The 20,446-nt window shown below is 68.2% G+C and carries 22 protein-coding genes; 4 read left to right on the top strand and 18 right to left on the bottom strand.

Annotated elements, in window-relative coordinates:
- Positions 1-427: 427 nt before the first annotated feature.
- The 4 genes from ABTZ94_RS07710 to ABTZ94_RS07695 form a co-directional block, all read right to left on the bottom strand.
- Positions 428-985, bottom strand: coding sequence for an HAD domain-containing protein (locus ABTZ94_RS07710; protein WP_351198542.1), 558 nt, complete (start codon positions 983-985; stop codon positions 428-430).
- Positions 986-1,000: 15 nt separating this feature from the next.
- Positions 1,001-1,693 carry a class I SAM-dependent methyltransferase gene (locus tag ABTZ94_RS07705; protein ID WP_351198540.1) on the bottom strand — a complete coding sequence of 231 codons (693 nt, stop codon included), beginning with the start codon at positions 1,691-1,693 and terminating at the stop codon, positions 1,001-1,003.
- Positions 1,694-2,605 (bottom strand): phosphotransferase family protein, encoded by a 912-nt coding sequence (locus ABTZ94_RS07700; RefSeq protein WP_351198538.1) that lies wholly within the window; start codon positions 2,603-2,605, stop codon positions 1,694-1,696.
- A gap of 79 nt (positions 2,606-2,684) precedes the next feature.
- Positions 2,685-3,434: a hypothetical protein gene (locus tag ABTZ94_RS07695; protein ID WP_351198536.1), complete on the bottom strand. Its 750-nt coding sequence runs from the start codon at positions 3,432-3,434 to the stop codon at positions 2,685-2,687.
- 194 nt (positions 3,435-3,628) lie between these two features.
- Here ABTZ94_RS07695 and ABTZ94_RS07690 point away from each other — a divergent pair, with 194 nt between their 5' ends.
- Together ABTZ94_RS07690 and ABTZ94_RS07685 are read left to right on the top strand one after the other, a co-directional pair.
- Positions 3,629-4,984 carry an NsdA family TPR-like regulatory protein gene (locus tag ABTZ94_RS07690; protein WP_351198534.1) on the top strand — a complete coding sequence of 452 codons (1,356 nt, stop codon included), beginning with the start codon at positions 3,629-3,631 and terminating at the stop codon, positions 4,982-4,984.
- A gap of 1 nt (position 4,985) precedes the next feature.
- Entirely contained in the window at positions 4,986-5,516 is a 531-nt protein-coding gene (locus ABTZ94_RS07685) for an NUDIX domain-containing protein (protein WP_351198533.1), read from the top strand.
- Positions 5,517-5,703: 187 nt separating this feature from the next.
- Here the strand turns inward: ABTZ94_RS07685 and ABTZ94_RS07680 are convergent, their stop codons facing one another.
- The 6 genes from ABTZ94_RS07680 to ABTZ94_RS07655 form a co-directional block, all read right to left on the bottom strand.
- Positions 5,704-6,027 carry a hypothetical protein gene (locus tag ABTZ94_RS07680; protein ID WP_351198531.1) on the bottom strand — a complete coding sequence of 108 codons (324 nt, stop codon included), beginning with the start codon at positions 6,025-6,027 and terminating at the stop codon, positions 5,704-5,706.
- A 41-nt stretch (positions 6,028-6,068) separates the two neighbouring features.
- Positions 6,069-7,007 (bottom strand): coiled-coil domain-containing protein, encoded by a 939-nt coding sequence (locus ABTZ94_RS07675; RefSeq protein ID WP_351198529.1) that lies wholly within the window; start codon positions 7,005-7,007, stop codon positions 6,069-6,071.
- A gap of 64 nt (positions 7,008-7,071) precedes the next feature.
- Positions 7,072-7,458 carry a CPCC family cysteine-rich protein gene (locus ABTZ94_RS07670; protein WP_351198527.1) on the bottom strand — a complete coding sequence of 129 codons (387 nt, stop codon included), beginning with the start codon at positions 7,456-7,458 and terminating at the stop codon, positions 7,072-7,074.
- 288 nt (positions 7,459-7,746) lie between these two features.
- Positions 7,747-8,010 (bottom strand): type II toxin-antitoxin system RelE family toxin, encoded by a 264-nt coding sequence (locus tag ABTZ94_RS07665; RefSeq protein WP_351198525.1) that lies wholly within the window; start codon positions 8,008-8,010, stop codon positions 7,747-7,749.
- The gene (locus ABTZ94_RS07660) at positions 8,003-8,272 is read right to left on the bottom strand and encodes a type II toxin-antitoxin system Phd/YefM family antitoxin (protein WP_072483971.1); all 270 of its coding nucleotides are present in this window, start codon (positions 8,270-8,272) and stop codon (positions 8,003-8,005) included. The genes ABTZ94_RS07665 and ABTZ94_RS07660 overlap by 8 nt, the downstream gene beginning before the upstream one ends.
- Positions 8,273-8,491: 219 nt before the next feature.
- Positions 8,492-8,998, bottom strand: a complete 507-nt coding sequence (locus tag ABTZ94_RS07655) for a DUF2004 domain-containing protein (RefSeq protein WP_351198524.1) — start codon at positions 8,996-8,998, stop codon at positions 8,492-8,494.
- 310 nt (positions 8,999-9,308) lie between these two features.
- On the opposite strand from ABTZ94_RS07655, the gene ABTZ94_RS07650 reads away from it, so the two are divergent.
- Complete coding sequence (locus ABTZ94_RS07650) at positions 9,309-10,727, top strand: ATP-binding protein (protein ID WP_351198523.1); 1,419 nt, start codon at positions 9,309-9,311, stop codon at positions 10,725-10,727.
- A 174-nt stretch (positions 10,728-10,901) separates the two neighbouring features.
- Here the strand turns inward: ABTZ94_RS07650 and ABTZ94_RS07645 are convergent, their stop codons facing one another.
- From ABTZ94_RS07645 to ABTZ94_RS07610, 8 genes are all read right to left on the bottom strand, one after another.
- Positions 10,902-12,242, bottom strand: a complete 1,341-nt coding sequence (locus ABTZ94_RS07645) for a hypothetical protein (RefSeq protein WP_351198521.1) — start codon at positions 12,240-12,242, stop codon at positions 10,902-10,904.
- Positions 12,239-14,227, bottom strand: a complete 1,989-nt coding sequence (locus ABTZ94_RS07640; protein WP_351198519.1) for a hypothetical protein — start codon at positions 14,225-14,227, stop codon at positions 12,239-12,241. The genes ABTZ94_RS07645 and ABTZ94_RS07640 overlap by 4 nt, the downstream gene beginning before the upstream one ends.
- On the bottom strand, positions 14,224-15,015 hold the full coding sequence (locus ABTZ94_RS07635; protein ID WP_351198517.1) for a toll/interleukin-1 receptor domain-containing protein: 792 nt from the start codon (positions 15,013-15,015) through the stop codon (positions 14,224-14,226). Before ABTZ94_RS07635 ends, ABTZ94_RS07640 begins: the two co-directional genes overlap by 4 nt.
- Positions 15,016-15,308: 293 nt before the next feature.
- On the bottom strand, positions 15,309-16,565 hold the full coding sequence (locus tag ABTZ94_RS07630; RefSeq protein WP_502967200.1) for a helix-turn-helix domain-containing protein: 1,257 nt from the start codon (positions 16,563-16,565) through the stop codon (positions 15,309-15,311).
- A 52-nt stretch (positions 16,566-16,617) separates the two neighbouring features.
- Positions 16,618-17,076 carry a hypothetical protein gene (locus ABTZ94_RS07625; RefSeq protein ID WP_351198596.1) on the bottom strand — a complete coding sequence of 153 codons (459 nt, stop codon included), beginning with the start codon at positions 17,074-17,076 and terminating at the stop codon, positions 16,618-16,620.
- Positions 16,985-17,209, bottom strand: a complete 225-nt coding sequence (locus tag ABTZ94_RS07620) for a CPCC family cysteine-rich protein (protein ID WP_351198590.1) — start codon at positions 17,207-17,209, stop codon at positions 16,985-16,987. The genes ABTZ94_RS07625 and ABTZ94_RS07620 overlap by 92 nt, the downstream gene beginning before the upstream one ends.
- A gap of 374 nt (positions 17,210-17,583) precedes the next feature.
- Entirely contained in the window at positions 17,584-17,976 is a 393-nt protein-coding gene (locus ABTZ94_RS07615) for a DNA-binding protein (protein ID WP_351198513.1), read from the bottom strand.
- Entirely contained in the window at positions 17,976-18,227 is a 252-nt protein-coding gene (locus tag ABTZ94_RS07610) for a hypothetical protein (RefSeq protein WP_351198511.1), read from the bottom strand. The genes ABTZ94_RS07615 and ABTZ94_RS07610 overlap by 1 nt, the downstream gene beginning before the upstream one ends.
- Positions 18,228-18,971: 744 nt before the next feature.
- Here ABTZ94_RS07610 and ABTZ94_RS07600 point away from each other — a divergent pair.
- Positions 18,972-19,901, top strand: a complete 930-nt coding sequence (locus tag ABTZ94_RS07600) for a GNAT family N-acetyltransferase (RefSeq protein ID WP_351198509.1) — start codon at positions 18,972-18,974, stop codon at positions 19,899-19,901.
- Positions 19,902-20,446: the final 545 nt, after the last annotated feature.

Genomic DNA, 20,446 nt, shown 5'->3' with positions numbered 1-20,446 from the left:
CCGGGCCCCATGCCAGAAGAACGCCGACCGATACGAAACCGCCGTACGACAAGCTCTCCCCGAGTACGCCGACCGCATCCTGACCGACCGGGCCTGGCCCGCCCTCACGACCGTTCTGGCCCGCGCGGAATCTGTCGGACATCGGCCCGTCCGTGTGCTGGCCGAAGCCGCAGCCGAGCGGGAACTCGGCAGTGCCCAGTCCGCAGCTGAGGTCTTGAGCTGGCGCATCTCCAGCCAGCCGAACCGGCGAGCGCAGGCCGCCAGGGCCCGCGTCGGAGCCGGCAGGGCGACTGCGATGCCAGCCATGGCAGCTCAACCGCTTACGGACACTGCCGGGCATCGCCCGCGAAGGCAGGCCATCACAGGTGAGGCGGGTCCACAGGGCAGGACGCGGGCCCGCCGCCGTACCGTTGCGCCCTTGGCAGCTCTATACGGCGTCCATGGCTTCATTCGTGCCCGAGTGCCGAGCTGCCCACTCCCGTACCTCCGCGAGGTGGTCCGTATGGAGGCCGACGTACGGGTCGGGCTGGATGAGGAGAGTGGGCAGCCCGCGGGCGGTGCGTTCTTGTGCCCACGCGTGGTCGAGGGTGGTGAAGTCGTCGTCGATCCAGACGACGGGAGCTCTGCCGAGCCAGATGTCGACGTGGTCGCGTTTCCATAGGTAGCCGTCGGGGTGGCTGGTGCTGATCTGCGGGCGAGGCAGGTCGATGTAAGGGAAGTCGGGCAGCCCCAAGAGGGGGCCGATGATCGTGGTGGCATCCTTGCGCCAGCTCGTGCACCACACGGGGGTGATGAGCCCGCTGGTCAGGAGGTCGGTGAGAATGCCGCCCTGGCTCGGATCGAGCCAGACCGTGACGGGGTCGTCGGGGTGCCTGCCGGTGGGCAGGACGGTGTGGCGGACGTGGGTGGGCGGGGTGCTGCCGTCGGCGGCCGGGAACGGTATGAGGACGCCGTCGATGTCCAGGAGCAGGTAGGGCAGGGGCATCGTTGCCTCCGTCGGTCAGCGTTTGCGGGCGGTGATCAAGAGGGTGGTGGGCCACAGGTCGCGGCGCGGGTGCCGCAGCTCCAGCGTCGAGGTGATGCGCAGGCCGGTCCGGGAGAGGTGGGCGTCCCAGCGGCGGGCGTCGAACTCCCATCGGGCGAGGGGCAGTCGGGTGCGGTCGGGCATGGTGACGTAGTCCTCGCGCGGACAGTCGTCCGTGGATGGATGTCTTCCGGCCCGTGCCGGGTGAGGGACGGAGAAGGCCAGGGCACCGCCCGGTTTCAGGCGTCGGGAAATGGCGGCGAGGAGGAGCTCGGGGGCGACGAGGCCGACGGCGCCGAAGACGGAGTAGATCGCGTCGAAGGTCTGGCCGGTGGCCTGCAGGTGGTGCAGTGCGTGGCCGGCAGCGAACGTGGCGCCGTCGATGTGGCCGTAGTGGGAGCGGGCCCGGCGTACCTGGATGCCGACCAGGTCCACGCCGGTGACGCGGGCCTGGTGGTGCTTCGCGAGGTGGGCCACGTTGTGGCCGGGGCCGCAGCCCAGCTCCAGGACGCGCTTGCCGCACAGGTCCCGGCCCAGGATCTCGGCGCCGGGACCGATGCCCGCGTGGGTGCTCCATTCCATCCGGGCAGGCGCGGTGAGGGCGTGCGCGGGGGCAGTGGCTGTGCGCTGGGCTGCGTGGGCGTACCAGGGGGAGACCTGGGCGAGCACCTAGACCTCCAGGAGTTGGACCACGTCGTTCAGGTGGCGGCGGACGACGGGGATGTACACGGGGTCCTTGGCCGGGTCGTCGATCCACCGGATGGACTGCTCCATGAACCACTCCACGGCCCACATGCGGTGCCAGCCCAGGGCCCATGCCTCGGCGGCCAGGCCGCCCCGGGAGGCGAGGGCGTCCTCATGACCGCCTGCGGTGACGTACTGCTCCAGGAAAACTCGCAGTCGGAAGGGGCTCGGCACGTCGGTGGTGCCGTGGTACGAGGCGAGGTCGATCAGGCCGGGTCCGGTGAAGGCGCGTGCGAAGTCGAGGAGGTGCCAGCCGTTCTCCCCGATGTGGACGCTCGTGGGGTGGAACTCGGAGTGGACCCAGCCGAACGGGTCGAGCGTCGCACCTTCGACACGGGCCTCGGCCGCGGCGGAGATCTTCCCCAGTGCGGTCTCGACGTCGTCGCAGTCCGTCCATCGGTCGGCTTTCCGCAGCCGCTGGAGGTGATCGAGGGCTCGGCCGGGCAGGGCTGCGAGGCCCGCACCGTCGAGGAGGGGCAGACCGCCCGCGGGGCGGGCGGCGTGGAGCATGACGGCGGCGGCGACGCCGTCGAGGTCGTCGGCGTCCCGTACGGGGGTGCCGAGGTCGTCCATGAGCATCCCGAGCCACTTGTCCTGCATGGCGGTGGCGTGGAGCGCGGGGACTGGGAGCCCGCGCTGGTATGCCATCCGCAGGGCCTGGGCCTCGCGGTCGAAGGGCTCCGTGGCGTACTTGAAAACGGCCGTGGTGCCGTTGGGGAAGGTGACGCGTTCGACGCCGGACATGCCCCAGACACGAATCTCGGCACGTTCGGGGAGGGGCTTGCCGACGAGGGTGCACAGGTCGTCCAGCAGGGTGGCGGACAGGCTCTGGTCCATGGGGGTCTCCAGGGGGCTGGTGGGCTCCGGGGCGGGCGGGCGCGAGCTGGCCCGCCCCAGAGCCGTACTGGGGGCGGGGTTACTCGGCTGCGGTCACGCGGTGGGCGTAGACCTGCTCGATCCAGCCCGCCTTGAACTCGGCCAGGTCGTCACGGAAGTTGGCCATCGAGGCACCGTAGGGCGCGACGACGCCGCCGGACTGGTCCGGCACGGACTGGCAGCCGTGCACGAGCCGGCCGCCGAGCGCGGCGTGGGCCTTGATGGACTCGATCCGGCGGTGCTCGTTGAACCAGCCGCCGTGGTAGACCTCGTCCAGCATTCCGCCCGTCGCGTCGTCCAGGTCGAAGACGACGGAAGTGGCGGCGGGGAAGAACCAGCACGGACCGACGTTGGAGATGTGCCCGTCCAGCTCGACCTTGTTGAGCGCCATCAGCGTGGCCGCCTCGCTCAGCATGCGCAGGTGGTCGGCTGTGATCTGCGGCAGACCGAGGCCGGCCAGGTGCCCCTCGCGGAAGAGGTACGAGTACACCCCGTACGCCGTCGCCAGCACGCGGGCCGCGTCGGAGGTGGACTCGCCGTGGTTCTTGATGAAGTCGAGCGCGAGCTGCTCGACCGCACTCTCGGTGCTCTCGTCCACGTCGAGGAGCTGGGCCTTCACCAACTCCCAGTCGGCGACGAGCCAGGTGCTGGACTCGAAGCGGAAGAAGTACTCGGCCGGGTCGATCGTTATGCGCCGGCCGTCCACCTGGATGCCGGGCAGGCGGTTCCAGCGCGGGTCGAAGGCGTCGGGCAGCTCGACAGTGATGGTCGCGGTGTCGATGGTGGTCACCGTGTCTCCGTCTCTGATCGTCCGGGCCGGGGCACAGGAATGCCCGAGCCCGCTGGGGCGTACGGAACTTGGAGGCCGCCCGGCCCAAGAGCGGGGCGGCTGTCGATAAGTGAACCGTCCGCTACGCAGAGTGGGTACGGTGTGACCGAGGTCAAGCGGTATACACGGTTTACGGATCCGGAGCGGAGGCGATCGTGTCGGCACCGACCAGCGCCAACTCCCGCCTGCGCGACACGATCAACGCCGCCGGGTGCACGTACGACGCGCTCGCCAAGGACGTACGCCGCATCGCAGCCGAGAACGGCGAGCTGCTCCAGACCAACAAGTCGGCCATCTCCCACTGGGTGGGCGGTGCCCGCACGCCGTCCGGCCAGGCAGGCCAGTACCTCGCCGAAGCCCTCTCCCGCCGGTTGGGCCGCGTCGTCACCCGAACCGAGCTCGGCCTCCACTCACCCGACACGGAATCGCCACCGGACACCGACCCCATCACCGAGGTCACCGACCTCGGCCGCGCGGACGTCGAACGCCGCCGCTTCCTCGCCATCGCCGCCTTCACCACGGCCGGCGTGGCCATGCCGCTCCTGCACGACCACGAAGCCACCTCGCGGATGCTCCGCGCCCGCACCGCCCGCTCCCTCGTTGGCAGCGACGACATCGACGTCGTACGGCAGATCACGGCAGCCTTCAGCGCCGCCGACGAACGGCTCGGCGGCGGGCACGGCCTGACCACGGTCACCGCGTACCTTGCCGACACGGCAGCCCCTATGCTCCGCGGACGCTTCCCCACAGAACCCTTACGCCAGGCAGCCTTCGGCGCCGTCGCCGAACTCGCCTACCTCGCAGGCTGGAAACACCACGACCTCGGCCACGAAGGCGCCGCCCAGCGGTACTACCAGGTCGGCTACCAACTCGCCTGCGAAGCCGACCCTCACGGCCACGCGGGCTGGATGATGCGCGCCCTCGCCCACCAGGCCCTCAGCCTCAAACAGCCCCACCACTGCGTCGACCTGGTCGAAGGCGCCCTCACCCGCGGCCTCGGCCACGTGGACGGCCAGACCGAAGCCCTCCTGCACATCACGCACGCCCGCGCCTACGCAGCGGTCGGCGAGAACCCATTGGCCGCCCGCGCTCTCCTCGCCGCCGAAGACGCCCTCCTACGCGAGGACGGGCCCCAGCCCAGCTTCTCCCGCGTCAGCGGCCCCGCCGCTGGCACCGTAGCCAGCCACACCGCCCGCACGTTGACCGACCTCGCCGACCACATCGGCACCGAACAGCAGCACCGCGACGCCCTCACCCGTTGGGACCCGGAGAAGTACAAGCGCGTCCACGCCCTTACCCACGCCGACCTTGGCGACAGCCTTGCCGCCCAGACCCGAGCCGACGAAGCCGTCGCCGCCTGGACCCAGGCCCTCGTCCTCATGGAAGGCATGACCTCCGACCGCACCCGCAAGGCGATCACCTCGATCCGCTCGACGCTCGCGATCTACCAGCGCCGCCGCGTCCCCGGCGCCGCAGATCTCGCCCGCCGAGCCCGCGAGGCCCTCGCCTAACATGCCCAACAACCCGCCCGACGAAGGGAACCCCATGGCTCAGCAAACCGATGACCGCTCCCAAGCGCTCAAGCCGGCGCTCGACTCCATGACCCTGCTGGTCGCCGCCGTCATCGTCCACGACAAGGCCACGAACCGAGTCGTCCTCCTCCAGCGCAGCGAGAACGCCAAGTTCGCCCAGGGCCTGTGGGACCTCCCCGTCGGCAAGAGCGAGCCGGGCGAGCCCATCACCGAGACCGCCGTACGCGAGCTCTACGAGGAGACCGGCCTCACGGTGAGGGCCGAGTCCCTCAACGTCGCCCACATCATCCACGGCGCCCGGGGCGTCGAGGCCCCCAACGGCTTCCTCACCGTCGTCTTCGTCGCCCACGAATGGACCGGCGAGCCAGAGAACCGCGAACCTCGCAAGCACTCCCAGGTTCGCTGGGTCAAGGCCAATGCCATTCCCGAGGCGTTTGTCGATACAACCGCCAATGCTCTCCACAAGTACCTGAGCGGCAGATTTCAGGTATCGCTTGATGGGTGGAATTAACCTCGATCTTGCATGATGGCTTTCGGGCGACATTTGTCGCACCCTGCGCTGGTTTCGTCAAAACTCCGTGGATCGTGGCGCGAGGGGTGTCGAAGAATGCGTGAGACCCAGGCGGATGCAGTGCCGAGATCGGAGACAAATAGGTGGCGCAAGTGATGCTGATCCCGCCGTGCGCTGTACCGCTTTGTTATGCGGAAACCAATGGCTTCACACCTCCCTTTCCGGGATGCTTGACGGAGCTGATACTTGGCTTCGTGTAGTTGAAGAAGATCTCGGCGTAATCTCTCCTATATTCAGTCGGCAAAGCGTGATCGGCAATGATCATCTGAAGCCGTCCAGCGTTCGCCTCGGCCAGCGTCACTAGCCTTCGGTAAAGCCCGGAGCTAAGGTCCTGCTCATTCAGTGCTAGACGCGGACTGTCGATGAGGAGGAAAGCCGGATAGGGGACATCCCTTTCCCGCAGTGCTACTGCGATCAAGGATGTCCAATAGGCAACCTGAGTGGCGGTCACGATGCCGCCGCCTCTGGAAAATTGCTTGAATGATTTTCCATTTAGGAGGGGGAGGTAGTTGTTTCGTGAATGCTGGCCTCTTCGACCCCCGGGATTTGGAGATCTGCCACGACCCGATTAAATTCTTTGGAGATTTCGCGCACAATGTAAGCGCGGCGGGCCTTTAGCTCGATGTCCCGCTGGTCAATCTCTCGAACGAGCCGCTCGTAACGCTTCCTCACCTCCTCCTCTGTTCTAGCGAGATCGGATACCCGATCCCATTGCTGCAAGACATTCTCAAAGTGCTTTTGTGCCGTGCGTGCTGCGGCAATCTTCTCGGATATGTCACTGTAGGCTTGGAGGCGCGGACTTACGCGATCAGCCGTCCGGGAATCGATTGCCGTTTCCAAATGGCGGACGAGTTCTTGCCGGTCCAGGATTAGTTGGCGTGCATTCTGTGTCTGGTGTTCAATGAATGCCAGTTGTTTTTCCATCTCCTCCAATTGGTCCGTGAGCTGTACGCTCTCATACTGGTCGAGTTCGTCTGTCGATGCTGCCTCATCAGGCAAAAGGCACAGCCGGCAGTGTCCATGCGGCACCTCGCGGCTCTTGAGTGCCTGCATACAGCGAGGGCAGGTGGTGAACTCGATCTGCGCCAGACGCTCTCCTGCGTCACGCATTCGATTTAGCCGAGCAATATCTGAAGTGACCCGGCGGCGCTCACCTGTAAGTTCCTCTATCTGCCGGCGCAGACTAACTTCAGCGCTACGAGCATCTGCCAAGCTTCGCTCGGCCTCATTGAGGAGGTCTCGAAGCGCTTGCGTTTCCCTATCGGTGACAGGGTCAATGTCATCCCTGAGTTGCGCTCTTTGCTCTTCTGCCTCTCGTTGCGAGGTGAGCGCCCTTTCGAGTTCTTGCTGCGCTTCTTCTCGACTTTGAGTGTTACTGTCGCGCAAGAATTGTAGAATTTTGGCGTGGTGATCTACGGCTTCGTCGACCAAGCCCCGTCGTAGGACTCGCCGGACTCGCCGTCGAGCTGCTGGGCGAGCCTCTCGATGTGGGTGGTCATGACGCCGGGTGGTCGCGGCGCCAGAAGATGGGGAGCCACCAGCAGAGCACCGAGCGGTCGCCGGGCCACGGGGCGCGGTCCTCGGCTTCCCAGTCCTCGAAGGAGTCGCGCGTCAGGTCGATAGGGCGCCAGGCGGGGTCGAGTGGCTCGTCAGCGGCTGGCGGGCGGACGTACTGCCGGCCGTGTTGGTCGCAGGCCCTGAAGTCCTGGTAGTTGCGCTGGGCCTCGATCAGGGAGACCTTGTTCGCTCCGCCGTCCATGGTCGGCCAGCGGAACTGGACCCCGTCGTCCTCCCAGAAGCAGACGGGGCAGATCTCGTAGGAGCCGGGCATGGCGTCGAGCACGCGGTGCCCGCAGCAGGGACAGGGGTAGCGGTCGCTCACCTGCGCAGTCTCGTTGCAGGTCCGGCCTGTGCGCCATGGATTTCTCTGCCACGGCGCCCGGCCAGTCCGCAGCCAGTCCGCAGGACACTCGTAATCGGTCATCGGGAGCCAACGCATACCAACGGAGAAAAGGCTGGTCAGAGCCCTCTATGGGGCTCCGCCGCAGGTCAGGATCAGCCCGCAGACATTCCGCTTCAACGTCTGATTGGACGTGAATAACGGCCTGACCTGCGAGAAGGTAGGTCAGGCCGTTGTGCCGTCCGCAGTAGTCCGCAGAACCTGAAGCGGCTACGTGTCGTAGACCGTGGAGCGGTGTCCGAGGTGTACGACCCACACCACTAGTTCCCCGTTGTCGATGGTGTAGAAGACGCGATAGTCGCCGACTCGTAGGCGGCGGCGCTCAGGCTGGGATACAAGTGCCGTGGTGTTGAAGCCGAAAGGGTCGCTCTCCAGCTCTGTCAGTTTGGCCAGGATACGAAGCGCCATGTCGCGAGGGATCTTGCGAAGCTCGGCCTGGGCCTCGGGTCGGAACACCGTGCGGTAGTCACTCACTGCGTGCCAGCGTCTCCCTCATCACGTCCTCGATCGGGACGCCGGCGGCCGGGCTCGCCATGCGTTCGTCGATGATGCGGTTGATCTCGCGCTCTTCCCACTCCTGGTACTTGCGCAGCACCTCGATCGAGACCACGGCGGCGACCTGCTTGCCGCGGCGGGTGATGACAGTGGGCATGTCGTCGCGGTCGGCCCGTTCGACGACTTCGGCCAAGTGAGCGCGTACGTCGCGGATGGACTCTATGGGCAGCGGCTGAGTCATGCCCCAAGGGTACCGAGTGTGCCATGTGTACACAATCTGAGTTGCATGCACTCGTTGGGATGAGCTGCCGATTGGGTGGCTGATTCCGGGACAGAGATCCGGGAGCAGTTCTTTCTATTACCCACGCCGGCGCGGTCCGGGTCTTCAGCGCCCAGGATCGATGCGCCGTGCTCCGTTCGGTGCTGCCGGGTTGCCACCACCGAGGCGGGGCTGACGCCGTCAGCTTTCCCAGTCGACGCAAACCACGGCCCCGTTGCGGGCCACCTTGACGGCGAGGAGTTCGTCACTGGTCGCAGCGTCGATCGTGTAGTCCATGACGATCCGGGCCTTGGCCTCGCCGATCAGGTGCCACAGCCCGATCCGAACGGGGTGCATGGCCGCAGTGAACGCGTCGGCGCTGATCGCTTCGCCGTTCGCTTCCCGGGTGAGGCGTTTGATCACTTCGGCGTCGTCGAGTTCGTCGGCGTGGTGGTCGATGAAGTAGCGATCCTGCTGCAGGTCCTCACGGATTGCTGTGCGAGCCGCGGTGTCCAGAGCCGGCAGGTGGGCCAGGTGCGTCGCGAACGCATCCAGTTCTCCCGCATCCAGCCCGGAGCTGGGGTCGGCCCACAGCCGGACTTCGACCTCTCTGCTTCCCAGTGCGGCTGTGCCTTCCCAGATGACTTCCGTCTCGTCCACCGGCGGAACCTCAAGGTGCCCGAAGTAGGGGTGATCGATACTCTTCATGGGGCCTGTCATTTCGATGGGCGGGGACGGCTTGAGAAGCAGTGAACGTTCCTGGTCCAGGTTTACGACCTCGATCATTCCGTGCGCGGGTACCGGTTCTGTCGGTGCAGCGCCTCCGGTGTCACCTGCCCGTACGCGATGCGCACGCGCGCGGCCTGCTCGAAACGACAACCCTGAGTGCACACCGGTGCGCAGACTGCCACCACGTCTTAAGGCTCAGTCGACACGTCTGCCGAGGGTCACGAAGGCAATCACTAACCTCTATGTTGCTAACATTATTGTTAGTGTCATGGGTGGAGGTCGATCAGACGTGGTGGATTTTGTAGGACGTCGCCAGGAGCTGGCGACGTTGGAGCGAGAGCTGCAGAAGGTGGCGGCAGGGATCGGCGGGGAGCGGCCCGGTCGGTGCGTGATGTTGCGTGGGCGGCGCCGGGTGGGCAAGTCGCGGCTGGTCGAGCGGTTTGCGGAGCGCTCCGGAGCCCCTTTCTTGTTCTTCGCTGCGACTGGTGCATCCCCCAGGGATGATCTGGCACGGCTGGCCAGGGACGCCCAAGTGTCGACGCTGCCGTTGGCGGGGCTGGTGGCCGCCGCGCGGCCGGAGAACTGGGATGCCGCGTTCGATGTGCTGGCCGCGGCGCTGCCTGCCGACCGGGCGAGCGTTCTGATCATCGACGAAGTGCCGTACCTGATGGATACCGACGGCGCCTTTGAAGGGATGCTGCAACGGGCCTGGGACCGGGTGCTGGAGACCAAGCCGGTGCTGCTGGTCCTCATCGGCTCCGATCTGTCGATGATGGAGGCACTGAACAGCTACGGACGCCCCTTCCATCAGCGCGGCCGGGAGATGGTGCTGGGACCGCTCAACCCCGCCGAGGTGGGGCAGATGCTTGGGCTGGATCCGGCGGAAGCCTTCGACGCCGCACTGGTCACCGGCGGGCTGCCGCTGATCTGCGCAGAGTGGCCGCGCGGCGCAGGGCTGTGGGACTTCCTCGGCGAGGCGCTGAGCGATCCGGTCTCGGCCCTGCTGGTGTCGGCCGAGCGTTCGCTGGCCGCCGAATTCCCCCCGCAAGTACAGGCGCGCAAGGTGCTGACGGCCATCGGGAGTGGCGAGCGGACCTTCACCAATATCGCCCGTGCAGCCGGCGGGATCGGGGCCACGCCGCTGCAGCGAGCTCTGGAGCTGCTTACGGACAAACGGATCGTCGCCGGCGAGCTGCCTGTATCGCTGCGCCCGTCGAAGGACCGCCGCTACCGGGTGACAGATCCGTACCTGCGGTTCTGGCTGCACCTGCTCGGCCCGTCGATGGAGGAGATCGAGCGGGGGCGGGGCGATCTGACCTTGGCGTGCATCCGGGAGAACTGGACCAGCTGGCGTGGTCGGGCCGTCGAGCCTCTTGTCCGTGAGGCCCTGGCACGGATACTGCCCGACGACCGGCTGCCCGCGGCCCCCGCAGTGGGCGGCTACTGGACCCGCACCAACGACATCGAGATCGATATCGTCGGGGCCGACCGCGCCCCCATCGCCAAGGAGCTGTTCTTCGTCGGCTCCATCAAGTGGCTGGAGCAGTCGCCCTTCGACCGGTATGACTTGGCCGCTCTGCATCGGCACCGGGCTGCCCTCACCGACGAACCTGTTCCAGTCGTGGCGGTTTCGCGTAGTGGAGTCGACTGTCCGGGGCTCGACGCCACCTACGGCCCCGGCGATTTGCTGACCGCCTGGCCGCTGTGAGTGGCGGATGTCAGGTGAGGTACGGGAGTCGGTGAGGCCTCGGTCGCTTACCGGCGCTGTTGTGCAGCGTTGGCGGTCCTGAGCCTCCTCGTGCCCAGGTCCCGGGACAGGAAAGGCTCCCCCGCCGCGGTGTGCGGTGAAGGGGGAGCCTCGGAGGACCGACCGTCTACGGGATCAGCTCCTGTCCTCGTCGTCCTCGTCCTGTGCGCGAGGTGCGGCGGGCCGGTGCGGGCTGTGCGAGGTGTCCCAGAAGTAGGGAGGCGCCATGTCGTCCTCGCTTGTCTCCTGCCGGTCTTGGTTCCGTTCGCCTGCGCCGCTCTCCGCGGACCCCGGCGTGAACGTGTCCGCGTCGGCATCCGGGTCCGCGGCCGCGTCGGTGAACGGCGCGCCCTTGGGGGCTTGGAAGCGCGGCGACCAGGGCCCGGTGGTGTCCCCCTCGCTCGGAGGCTCACCCTCCGGCCCCTCGTCGGGCGCCGGGAGAAGGGTCCGCCTGATCTCCTCGGCGGCCTCGTCCAGCCCGGCCGCCTCCAGGCTCCGCACCACACGGTGCACGAACACCGTGTACTCATCCATGTCCGGCTTCAGGCCCACCGCCGCCAGCAGCAGGAGCAGCCGATCCGAAACCCCCACTTCCTCCTCGCGGTCGAACGTCCCTCCTCCCTGGGCGTGTCCGTCCCACAGCGGGCCTCCGACGGTTGCTTCGGTCCGCGCGTCCACGGGCGGGACGAGCAGGTGCCGGAAGATCTCGGGCACCTCCTCGTTCTTGGCCGCCGCCGAGATCTGGGCGAGCGGACCGATCATGTCTACTGCCTTCTCGATGTCGTCCTCGTGACGGGCCAGCCACCACACCACGGCGCTGCCCGTGCTCTTGAGCACGTCGTCACCGAGGTAGCCCCGCTTGTTGCGCTCGTGCTGACGCTCGTACTCCCAGAGCTCCTCGTCCTTGCGAAGGTCGTTCAATTTCCGCAGGCGCTCGCGGTCGGCGGGGGCGAGGGTCAGTGTCACATCGGCCGCCAGGGCCTTCACCCGTCCGCTCCGGTCCGGGAGCGGGGCGCCCAGCTCCCCTTCCAGGAGATACCGTGCGAAGCTCGCCCGGCCGGGCTCCTCGTGGCGGACGACCTGCAGGGCCCGGCTGACGACCGAGGAAACGGCGAGGGCTGGGGAGGCGCCGTCGGACCAGTCGGCGTGGTCGGGGACCGGCCTCCACCACACGGTGGCGGAGAAGAGGAAGTCGTAGCCGGCCGTTGCGCTCGGCAGCGCCGCGTCGACCACCCGAGTCTCCTGGTACGGCTGCTCCGTCGGCGCCGCGGGCGGCTCAGCTTCCTCGGGCTCGTACGGATCGGCCGACGCGCGGCCACCGCTGAGGACCGTCATCACGAGCAGCAGGGAGCCCGAGGATGTGACCATGGACATGAAGCCCCACAGCCACGCCGACCAGTGCAGGAGGTTTCCGAGCACAGCCGGTGCGAGGCCGCAGAGAGCGACGAACAGCAGGCTGGGAAAGCGGTGTTTCATCGTGCCTCTTCCGTGGTCCGTGGTCCGGCGCCCGCACGCTTCGCACTCTCCGTGCGGACGTACTGCGCGTTGTCGATGTGCTGCCAGAAGAGGGCGGCGACGGCCGCCCGGGACGGGTGGTGCCTGGGCCCCGCCCAGTCGCAGGCGATGGCGTAGAGGCGGTGCAGAGCGGCCGTGCGGCCGTGTGTCGCCCCGACCATCACGCCCAGCGCCATCTCCCGCGTACTGTCGCCGGCCGCGGCGTTCAGCCAACTGCTCACCAGCGGGTTCCAGAGCTTCGTCGGCGGATGGGAGAAAACCGTCTCCCAGCCCAGGAACAGGTCCGGCCACGGCGGCGGCTCCGGTGCCCGGTCGCTCCTCAACAGTTCAGCGAGCAGCTGGAGATGGAGCTCTGCCCCGCGCGGCTCCCGACGCGTCCGGTCCCGCAGGCGGTCGATCAGTAGCCGGTAGGGCCGACGGTCGCGGCCGGCCAGGTCGAGAAGTACTTCCCGGGCCCCGCGTGCCGCCTCCCCCTTCCGTACGGCGAGGTAATGGAGCCGCACCATCGCCTGATCCGGGTGCGTCGCGCCGAGGCTCTGGAGGCAGGCAGCGGTCAGGACGCGAACGAGACCATCCGACAAGGGGCCGGACCTCGCGCACTCGTACATCCGTCTGCGGAACCATCCCCCGAACCTCTCGTGGCTGAGACCGAGTTCGAGGGCCGCCACGGCTCGTGGGTCGCAGGACGCCCCGGTCGCGTGGTCCGCCCAGCGGACCACAAGGTCGAAGAGGTGGTCGGGCCGCCCGACGGCCAGGGACCGCTCGCCGAAGCGGACGACGACGTTCACCCGGTCGTCGGTGGTCAGACCGCGGAGCCCGGCGGCATGGCCGATCCAATTCCTGAGGTCGTCGCGCGTCCCGGGGAAGTTCGCCCAGAAGTACGTCCGTACCGCGTCGGCGTAGGCCAGCCGCCCGAAGTGGAGCCGCCCTTCCAGGTCCCGCTCGATCCCGAGCGTCGCCAATCGCTCCCCGAAATCCGTCCGTGCGAGCTCGGTTGTCGTCTCTTCCTCGTGCCTCACCGTCCTCATCAAGCCGTGCCACGCCTCGTAGACGGTGTCGGCGCGGGCCTCCTCGAACACTGCCGCCGCAAGCAGCAGGGCCCGCTCGGGCGTGGTGCGGACCGTGGCCACCTGCCGGCCCACCTCACCGGCACGGTCGGTCACCGCGTGCATCGCTTGGTCGAGCCATCCCGCGAAGTCGACGCCGAACCGGCCGCTGTCGCGAGCAGACCTCACCAGCCCCGCGAGCCGCGCCAGTTCCCGCATGGGGGAGCGTTCGCACAGGCGCTGGAGGTCGTAGCTCCCCAGGTCCGTGGAGTGGAAGGCCATCCGGTCCATACGGAGGTACCGGGTGACGACGGCGATCCCCCGAGGGCGCCCCAGCGCCACCGTGTGCGGTTCGAGCTCCGGCGCGTGGGCGTGCTCCATGCCCGACGGCAGGACGACCACCATGTGGGCCCCCGCCTCCTGGACCTGTGACCGGCGCACGACCAGGAGGCGCTGGGCCTTGGCATACGCCTCCACGTCGGCGATCCCGGAGAGGTCGAGGAGGAAGCGGTCCCCCTCGCCGGGGGCGAGAGTGGCCTCGTCCTTGTCCGTGGCGGGAAGCTCCTCGAACCGGTCCTCCTCCTGCTCCTCTTCAGCGCCTGCGTCCTCACCGAGCTCGTGCAGCAGCATGATCGCTGCGGCGCGCCGGCCGCTGCCGGGCGCAGCCTCCAGCAGCACCACCGATCCGGGCTTCTCCAGGCAGCCGGCGGCGATGCGATAGCCCACCGGCCGAACGAACCGGTCGGCCAGGCGCACCCGGTCCTCTCGGACGATCCGGAGGGACTCGACCCCTTTGCGGATCATCCAATCCGCGCCGCCGTAGAAGACGTACTGGGGCCCTACGCCATTGTTCACCGGGCCACGCGGATCGTTGACGGTGACGCGGTCCTGCTCGGTCATCGTCCGTCGTCCGAGCGCCGACGCTCGCGCTCGAAGCGTTGGTGGACCGTACCGCTGTTGTCGCCCGCGGTGAACTGGACCCCGGTGTTGTCGCCCTCGAAGTGGGGAGCGTTGTACTGGTGCCCCCCACCGGTGTTCACGGGCCCCTGCGGTTCGTTGACGAAGGTGCCGGACAGATCTCCGTTGAGGTTTCCGATGCCGCGCACGCGCTGTTCGACGTCGCGCGTCCGCATCCTGGTGTGCCTGGCATCCTTGGCCGACTTCTTGCGGGACTTCGCCTCCGCCCGCTCCCGCGCCGCACGGGCGTCGCGGTCCACCGCACCCAGCTCGGGCAGGAGCCGGGCGAGGGTGTCGCCGAGCGCCGCCAGGTCCGATTCGGCGTTGCGGTGGTCGAACCGCCTGTACTGGCAGTCCGCCAGCTCCAGAAGATCGTCCGGAAGGACGGAGCGGTCGATCCTCGTGGCCTTTCCGACGAGCACGGGGATCACCAGGACCCCGCGGTCGAGCGTGGTCTGGATCTCGCGACGGGTCCAGTCCTGCTCGGCTTCGAGGGCGGGGCGGCCGTCGGCCCCCCGCACCTCTGCCCAGCGCGGGCCGATCACGGCGAGGAGAGCCTCGCACTCCTCCACCGCCCTGACCAGTTCCACCGGGAAACGGCGTCCGGGCTCGATCGAGTTGCTGGCGAAGAAGATCCGCTCGTCGCCGAACCGACGGGCGAGTTCCCGAGCGATCATGGTCGCTGCGGACTCCTCGTCGCCTGTGCGGTAGTTGACGAAGACGTCGGGCATGAAGGTTCCCTTCGTGAAAGGAAGACGGGGTGAACGGGCACGGGGCTGTGGACCGGGGCTCCGGTCCGCCCGGGCCATGAGGTCCCGACCGTGTGGACGGCATGGCGCATCCACGGGAGGGCGTGCGGATGGAGGGGCGCCGCCTGGTGCGTCACTGGTCGCGGGCAGCCCGAAGAAGCCGGGGGCGCGATGCGACGCGTCGAGCGGTGATCAGAGGGTTCCGCCGGGGATCGTGGGATCCGGAGGGCCGGAGGGGCCGGGTAGTCCGGCGAGCCGGGCGGCTCGAGTCTGTGTCAGCCGTGCGCGGGGGCGAGTACGCGTGCCAGCGCGGGCTGCAGATCACGTACGGCGCGGCTGCTCCGGAACCGGGAGAGTTCCCGTGCGAGACGCCGGACGTCGCTGTTCACCGTCGCCGAGGGCACGGCCGGCATCACTCCCAGAAGATCCCCGGCGATCGCGCACGCGTGCTCGACCTCCCCGGAGGCGGCATGGGCCAAGGACCGGCGGAAGCCGTACCGGGCGCGGGTACGCAGCGCGTGCGGCGGGAGGCGGCGGTACTCCCGGTCGAGTACCTCGGCGGCGGCCTTGGGGCGGCCGAGGTCGTGCAGGCACCAGCCGGTCGACATCGCCGCCGGATCGCTCACATGGGAGGTGCCGATCACGGGCTCAGCGCCATTGCGGGCGTCGTCGCTGGCGAGCAGTTCCCGCGCCCTGTCGAGGCTGCGGAGGCAGTCGACTTCGTTGCCGACGAGCGCGTGCCCCTGGGCCTCCCGCTGGGCCGCGAGTCCCCGGATGCGCGGCGGGAGTTCGCTGCTCTGGGCGCGGCGGGCCAGGGCGACGGTGCCAGCGGCGTCCCCGCCGTACATTGTGACCAGGGCGCGTCGCACCAGTGCGTAGGAACCGAGGTACGGGTCACCCCCGGCGCGCGCCAGTTCGGCGGCCTCGCCCGTCCAGCCGAGTGCCGCGTCGCTGTCCCCGGCCTCCTGGGCCATCCAGCCGGTGAACTCCGCGAACCGCGAGGCGAGCAGGAGCGCAGGGGCCCGAGAAACGGACCGGGCGTCGGCGGCCAGCCCGGCGATCATGCGAGTCTGCGTCTCCAGCAGGGGCAGCAGGACCTTGGGTGCGGTGGACTGACCGAGCTTCCGCAGTTGGTCGAACTGCATGCGGAAGGAGGGCAGGAGGGGGGCGTCGGCGGAGGACAGCGCCTGACTGCCGAGTTTCAGGCCGAGGTCGATCAGCGCTCCCGTACCCGCCGAGAGGACCGCCCGGCGCCCGACGAGCCAGCGGCTCGGACCGGCGGGGGATTCGGCGGTGCCCGAGTCCGAGTCCGTCTCGGGTCGGGTGACCAGGCGCTGCAGCTCGCCGTCCGCGCCGAGGAAGGCGTCGCACCGCCGGGCTAGTTCGGGGGACGCGGAACGCTCCCCGCGCTCGACCTTGCTTATGTGCCCCTTGTCGTAGTTGAGCGCCACGGAGAACTCAGTCAGAGTCAGCCCCGCTTCTACTCGTAAACGGCGAAGTTCCGGGCCAAAACGTAAAGTCGTGCTCATCATCAACCTCCCCTTGAACAGTGACCGCGAGAGCCGTCCGCCCTCACGGGAGCCGTCATCCGACGATCACCGGTCGACACGGAACCCGACGGCGAACACCTGCTGTGACGGCGTCGTTTCGGTCCGCATCCGAAAGTGAGTCTGGCACGACGCGCGCCTGGAGAATCGGGGTTCGGCGGTGTTGCCCGTTGCCTCTTTCGTTCTCCGTTGTTTCCCGTCTGTTTCTTGGAGTGACCGGGGTCGACCGCGATCGGTACATAGCGATCGAGAATGACAGGATCACGGGCGGGGTCCAGTCGTTCACGAAGTCGCAGCGCTCGTCGATCCAGGTGGGGGCGACGAAGATGTTGTCGCCGGCGGGAGCTTCGGAGGCTTCCAGCAGGGGCCAGGTGCGGGACTCTTCGACCAGGTGCTCCCAGGGCTCAGTCCAGTCGAGTTCCCAGTCCAGGCCGGTGCCGGAGACGCCGTACGTGCGGCCGGCGTCCACCTGCCAGAACTGGGAGTGGAGGATCACTTGGGCGTGGTCGGCCAGGTCGTTGATGGATGAGGGAGACCTTGTTCGCCCCGCCATCCATGGTGGGCCACCGAAACTGGATGGCGTCGTCCTCCCAGAAGCAGACAGGGTAGATGGCGTACGCGCCGGGCATCTCGTCCAGGACGAGACGCCCGCAGCAGGGACAGGGGTAGCGGTCGCTCACCTGCGCAGTCTCGTTGCAGGCCCTGCGGGTGCGCCATGGATTTCTCTGCCGCGGCGCCCCCGGCCAGTCCGCAGTCAGTCCGCAGGACACTCGTAAACAGCCATCGGGACCCAACGCATGTCAACTGAGAAATGGCTGGTCAGAGCCCTGGACGGGACTCCGCCGCAGGTCAGGATCAGACCGCAGACATTCCGCTCAACGTGTGACGAACCATCAGGAAATGTGCCCGGCCCGCTTGTTGGCGGGTCGGGCACGGGTGTCTGTCCGCGTGGAGCCCCTGCCCCGCGAGGTGCTGTGGCATTGGCGCGACTGCGGCCGGCGTTTTAGACCTTGACGACCTCTACGGAAGGGCCACACAAGAGCGTCAGGTCCTCGGGGTCGGAAGTGAGGACGGTGACCGGCTGGGGTGCGGTGCGGGCGATGACGGCGAAGGCGGCGTCGATGGCGTACTTGTGGCCGTGGAGATGGTGGGCCCGCAGGAGGGTGGCAGCCTGGTCGGTGATCCCCTTGGTGACGTCGTGAACGTCGACGCGGGAGAGGACCCACTTGATGCGGGCGGGGTGGATGCGCTCGTAGTCCGCCTCGAGGGTGGTCATGGCGCTTGTGGCCACGCGGACGCCTTCTTCTGATGCCGCTTGGACCAGGGCCACGACGGCACGGTCCTTGCGGTAGAGCTTCGAGAGGCCTTCGCTGTCGAGCAGCAGGGTGCCAGGCATCAGGCGGCGGCCCCGCCGACCTGTCGGTGGTCATGGCGCAGCAGCGCGCGGGCGGCCTCGACCTCCTCGTGGGTGAGCTCGTCATTGTCGGTCTCGAAGTCGGCGACGATCTCCCGGAGCTTGTCCATAGCGACCCGTTGTTCGAGGGCTTCGGCAACGTAAGCGGAGAAACCGCCGGGTCCTACGTGGGCGCGTGCGGCCTCAGCGAGGTCCTCGGGCAGGCTGATCGAGTATTTCTTGCTACTGCTCATGGTTCCGATGCTACCGGCGGTCGTAAGTCTTCGGGCGTAAATGGTCACGGCCGCGCAGGCTGTGCAGATCGACGCTCTCTGCCCTCCTCCTTGCCGGGCGTCCGCCCGGTCCGCAGACAGTCCGCAGGACACCCGTAAGCGGCCGTCGGACACCAACGCATGCCAACGGAGAAACCCCTGGCCAGAGCCCTGGATGGGGCTTCGCCGCAGGTCAGGATCAGCCCCCAGACGTGCCGCTTCAACGTGTAGCGGGCGAAATACCACCACGTCGCTGACCTGGCAAACATGCAGGTCGGAAGGGGGCCGACTTTTCGGAGTCGGGCCCCTGGTTTTTTTCCCGTGCTGGGATGGCGCCGGGAAACCTGACCGTACGTCACCTCTCAGCACCCCTGCCCGGGGCCCGCGGGTGGGCAGGTTCCACACACGGACACCGAGGAGCTGGCCCGCCTGGAGATCCGCGAGCCAGTGGCACCCGGAGGACACCGCACGCCATGACCTCTCCCAGCAGAACCTGTTCGACACCCTGGTACGTCATGCCCGCTCCGGCTGAGCAGCCCGGCCCGGATGGCGCTCCGGCAGCCCGCCGTCAAGGCCGGGACGTGAGGGGCCGGTGGACCGCATCGACTTGTCCCGACGCGCATTCGACCGCTGCCCGCAAGTCCTGTGGGTGGTAAGCGAGTTATGGGGCGCATCAACACCGAAAACACAAGCCCAGGTCCATGACAACGTGGTTAGTGTGATCAGGTGACGGAATTCAACGCCCTTGGTGACAGCACGGAATGGCAGAAGGACTTCGAGCGGCGGCTACGCGCCTCGTACACCGCCGCCGGGCTCGGTGCGGCTGCGGCGGAGCGCAGGCTCGAGGAAGTACGCGATCGCATCGGTGACTGGACCGTCGCCGAAATCATGGACGCCGGGACCCGGGTGGGATACGTCGCCGTGGCCGTGGCCGACAAGAACGGCACGCTCGCAGGCGATATCGGCGACCTCCGGGTCGACGTGTCCCGCGCCGGCCGGAGGCATGAACAGGCCGCCCGCGCATGGGCCGAGGCCTGGTGCGCGGAGCGCGGCGCACGTCGGCTGGACGTACGGCTCACCGAGCCCGCGGACGAGCTGTTCGACGGCTACTCCGTCCGGGGCCAGACCAGGATGCGCCTCATCACTTCCCTGCCGGAACCCCTCGACGGCGTCACGGCGCGGCCGATGACCGAGGCCGAATATCCCCAGTGGCTCGCCTCCGAGAAGGCCGCCTACGTCGGCGACATCGTTCGGGCGGGCGCCCTGAGCCCCGAGGAGGCCGTACGCAAGTCCGACCGCGACTTCGCGGAGCTGATCCCCGAAGGCCTGGCGACACCCGACAACACCTTCCTGGTGCTCGAGGCAGCGGGCGAGCAGGTCGGCACCGGCTGGTTGAAGCACGGCTTCCTCCCCGGCGTCACCTTCGGCTACGCGCTGTACGTCCACGAGCAGCACCGCGGCAAGGGCTACGGCCGGGCCGCGATGGCGGTCGGCGAGCAGGCCACGCTCGCGGCCGGCGACTCGGCGCTGATGTTCACCGTGTGGGGCGGCAACGAGGTGGCGATGAACCTGTACACAAGCGCCGGCTACCGGGTCGTGGAGGAGAATCGTTCCATCGGCCTTCCCCGCACAGCCGACCCCGGCTCCGCGGCCTGACGCGGCGGCCTCCGCGCGCTCGGAGGGGATCTTGTACCCAGCGGCGTGGACGACTCGCTCCTCGATGTACCCGGGTGGCGCGACGGCCCCGGCTGACGACCGGAGCAGTTCCCCCACCCGCCCGGCATCGGGGTACCGACCCGGCCGCCCCCACCAGAAGCCGTCCGGCTTCACGGCGGCTCGGGTCCGGCCCGCCGCCTCGACGGGAGCGGACAGGGGGCGCCTGATGCGACAGGCAGCGGATTCGGGTCCCCTCGGCGTGCCGATCGTCCCGCCCCTGTGCGCTCGCCTGTTCAGGTGACTGGCCGTCAAGACACTTGTCTCATATTCGATTTGTATGGGTCACTTGGTATCCGAACCGGTGGGCCGCCCATCCCTCTCCGGGGGCGCGCAACCGTTCTGTTCGCCGACCGTCCATGCGTGACGGACCTCGGCATCGTCTGCTCCGGACGGCCGCGGCGGGCACCCCTGTGGAGGACTTGGATCCGACCAGTCGCCTCTGCCGGATAGCGGCAGGGGCTGGTGCGACTGCCCCCGGCCTCTGC

Origin of the sequence: Streptomyces sp. NPDC002785 (assembly GCF_040295565.1) — a bacterium.
Lineage (GTDB): Bacteria > Actinomycetota > Actinomycetes > Streptomycetales > Streptomycetaceae > Streptomyces.
The sequence above is the reverse complement of the archived record's forward strand: the minus strand, read 5'-3'. Positions and strand labels throughout refer to the sequence as shown.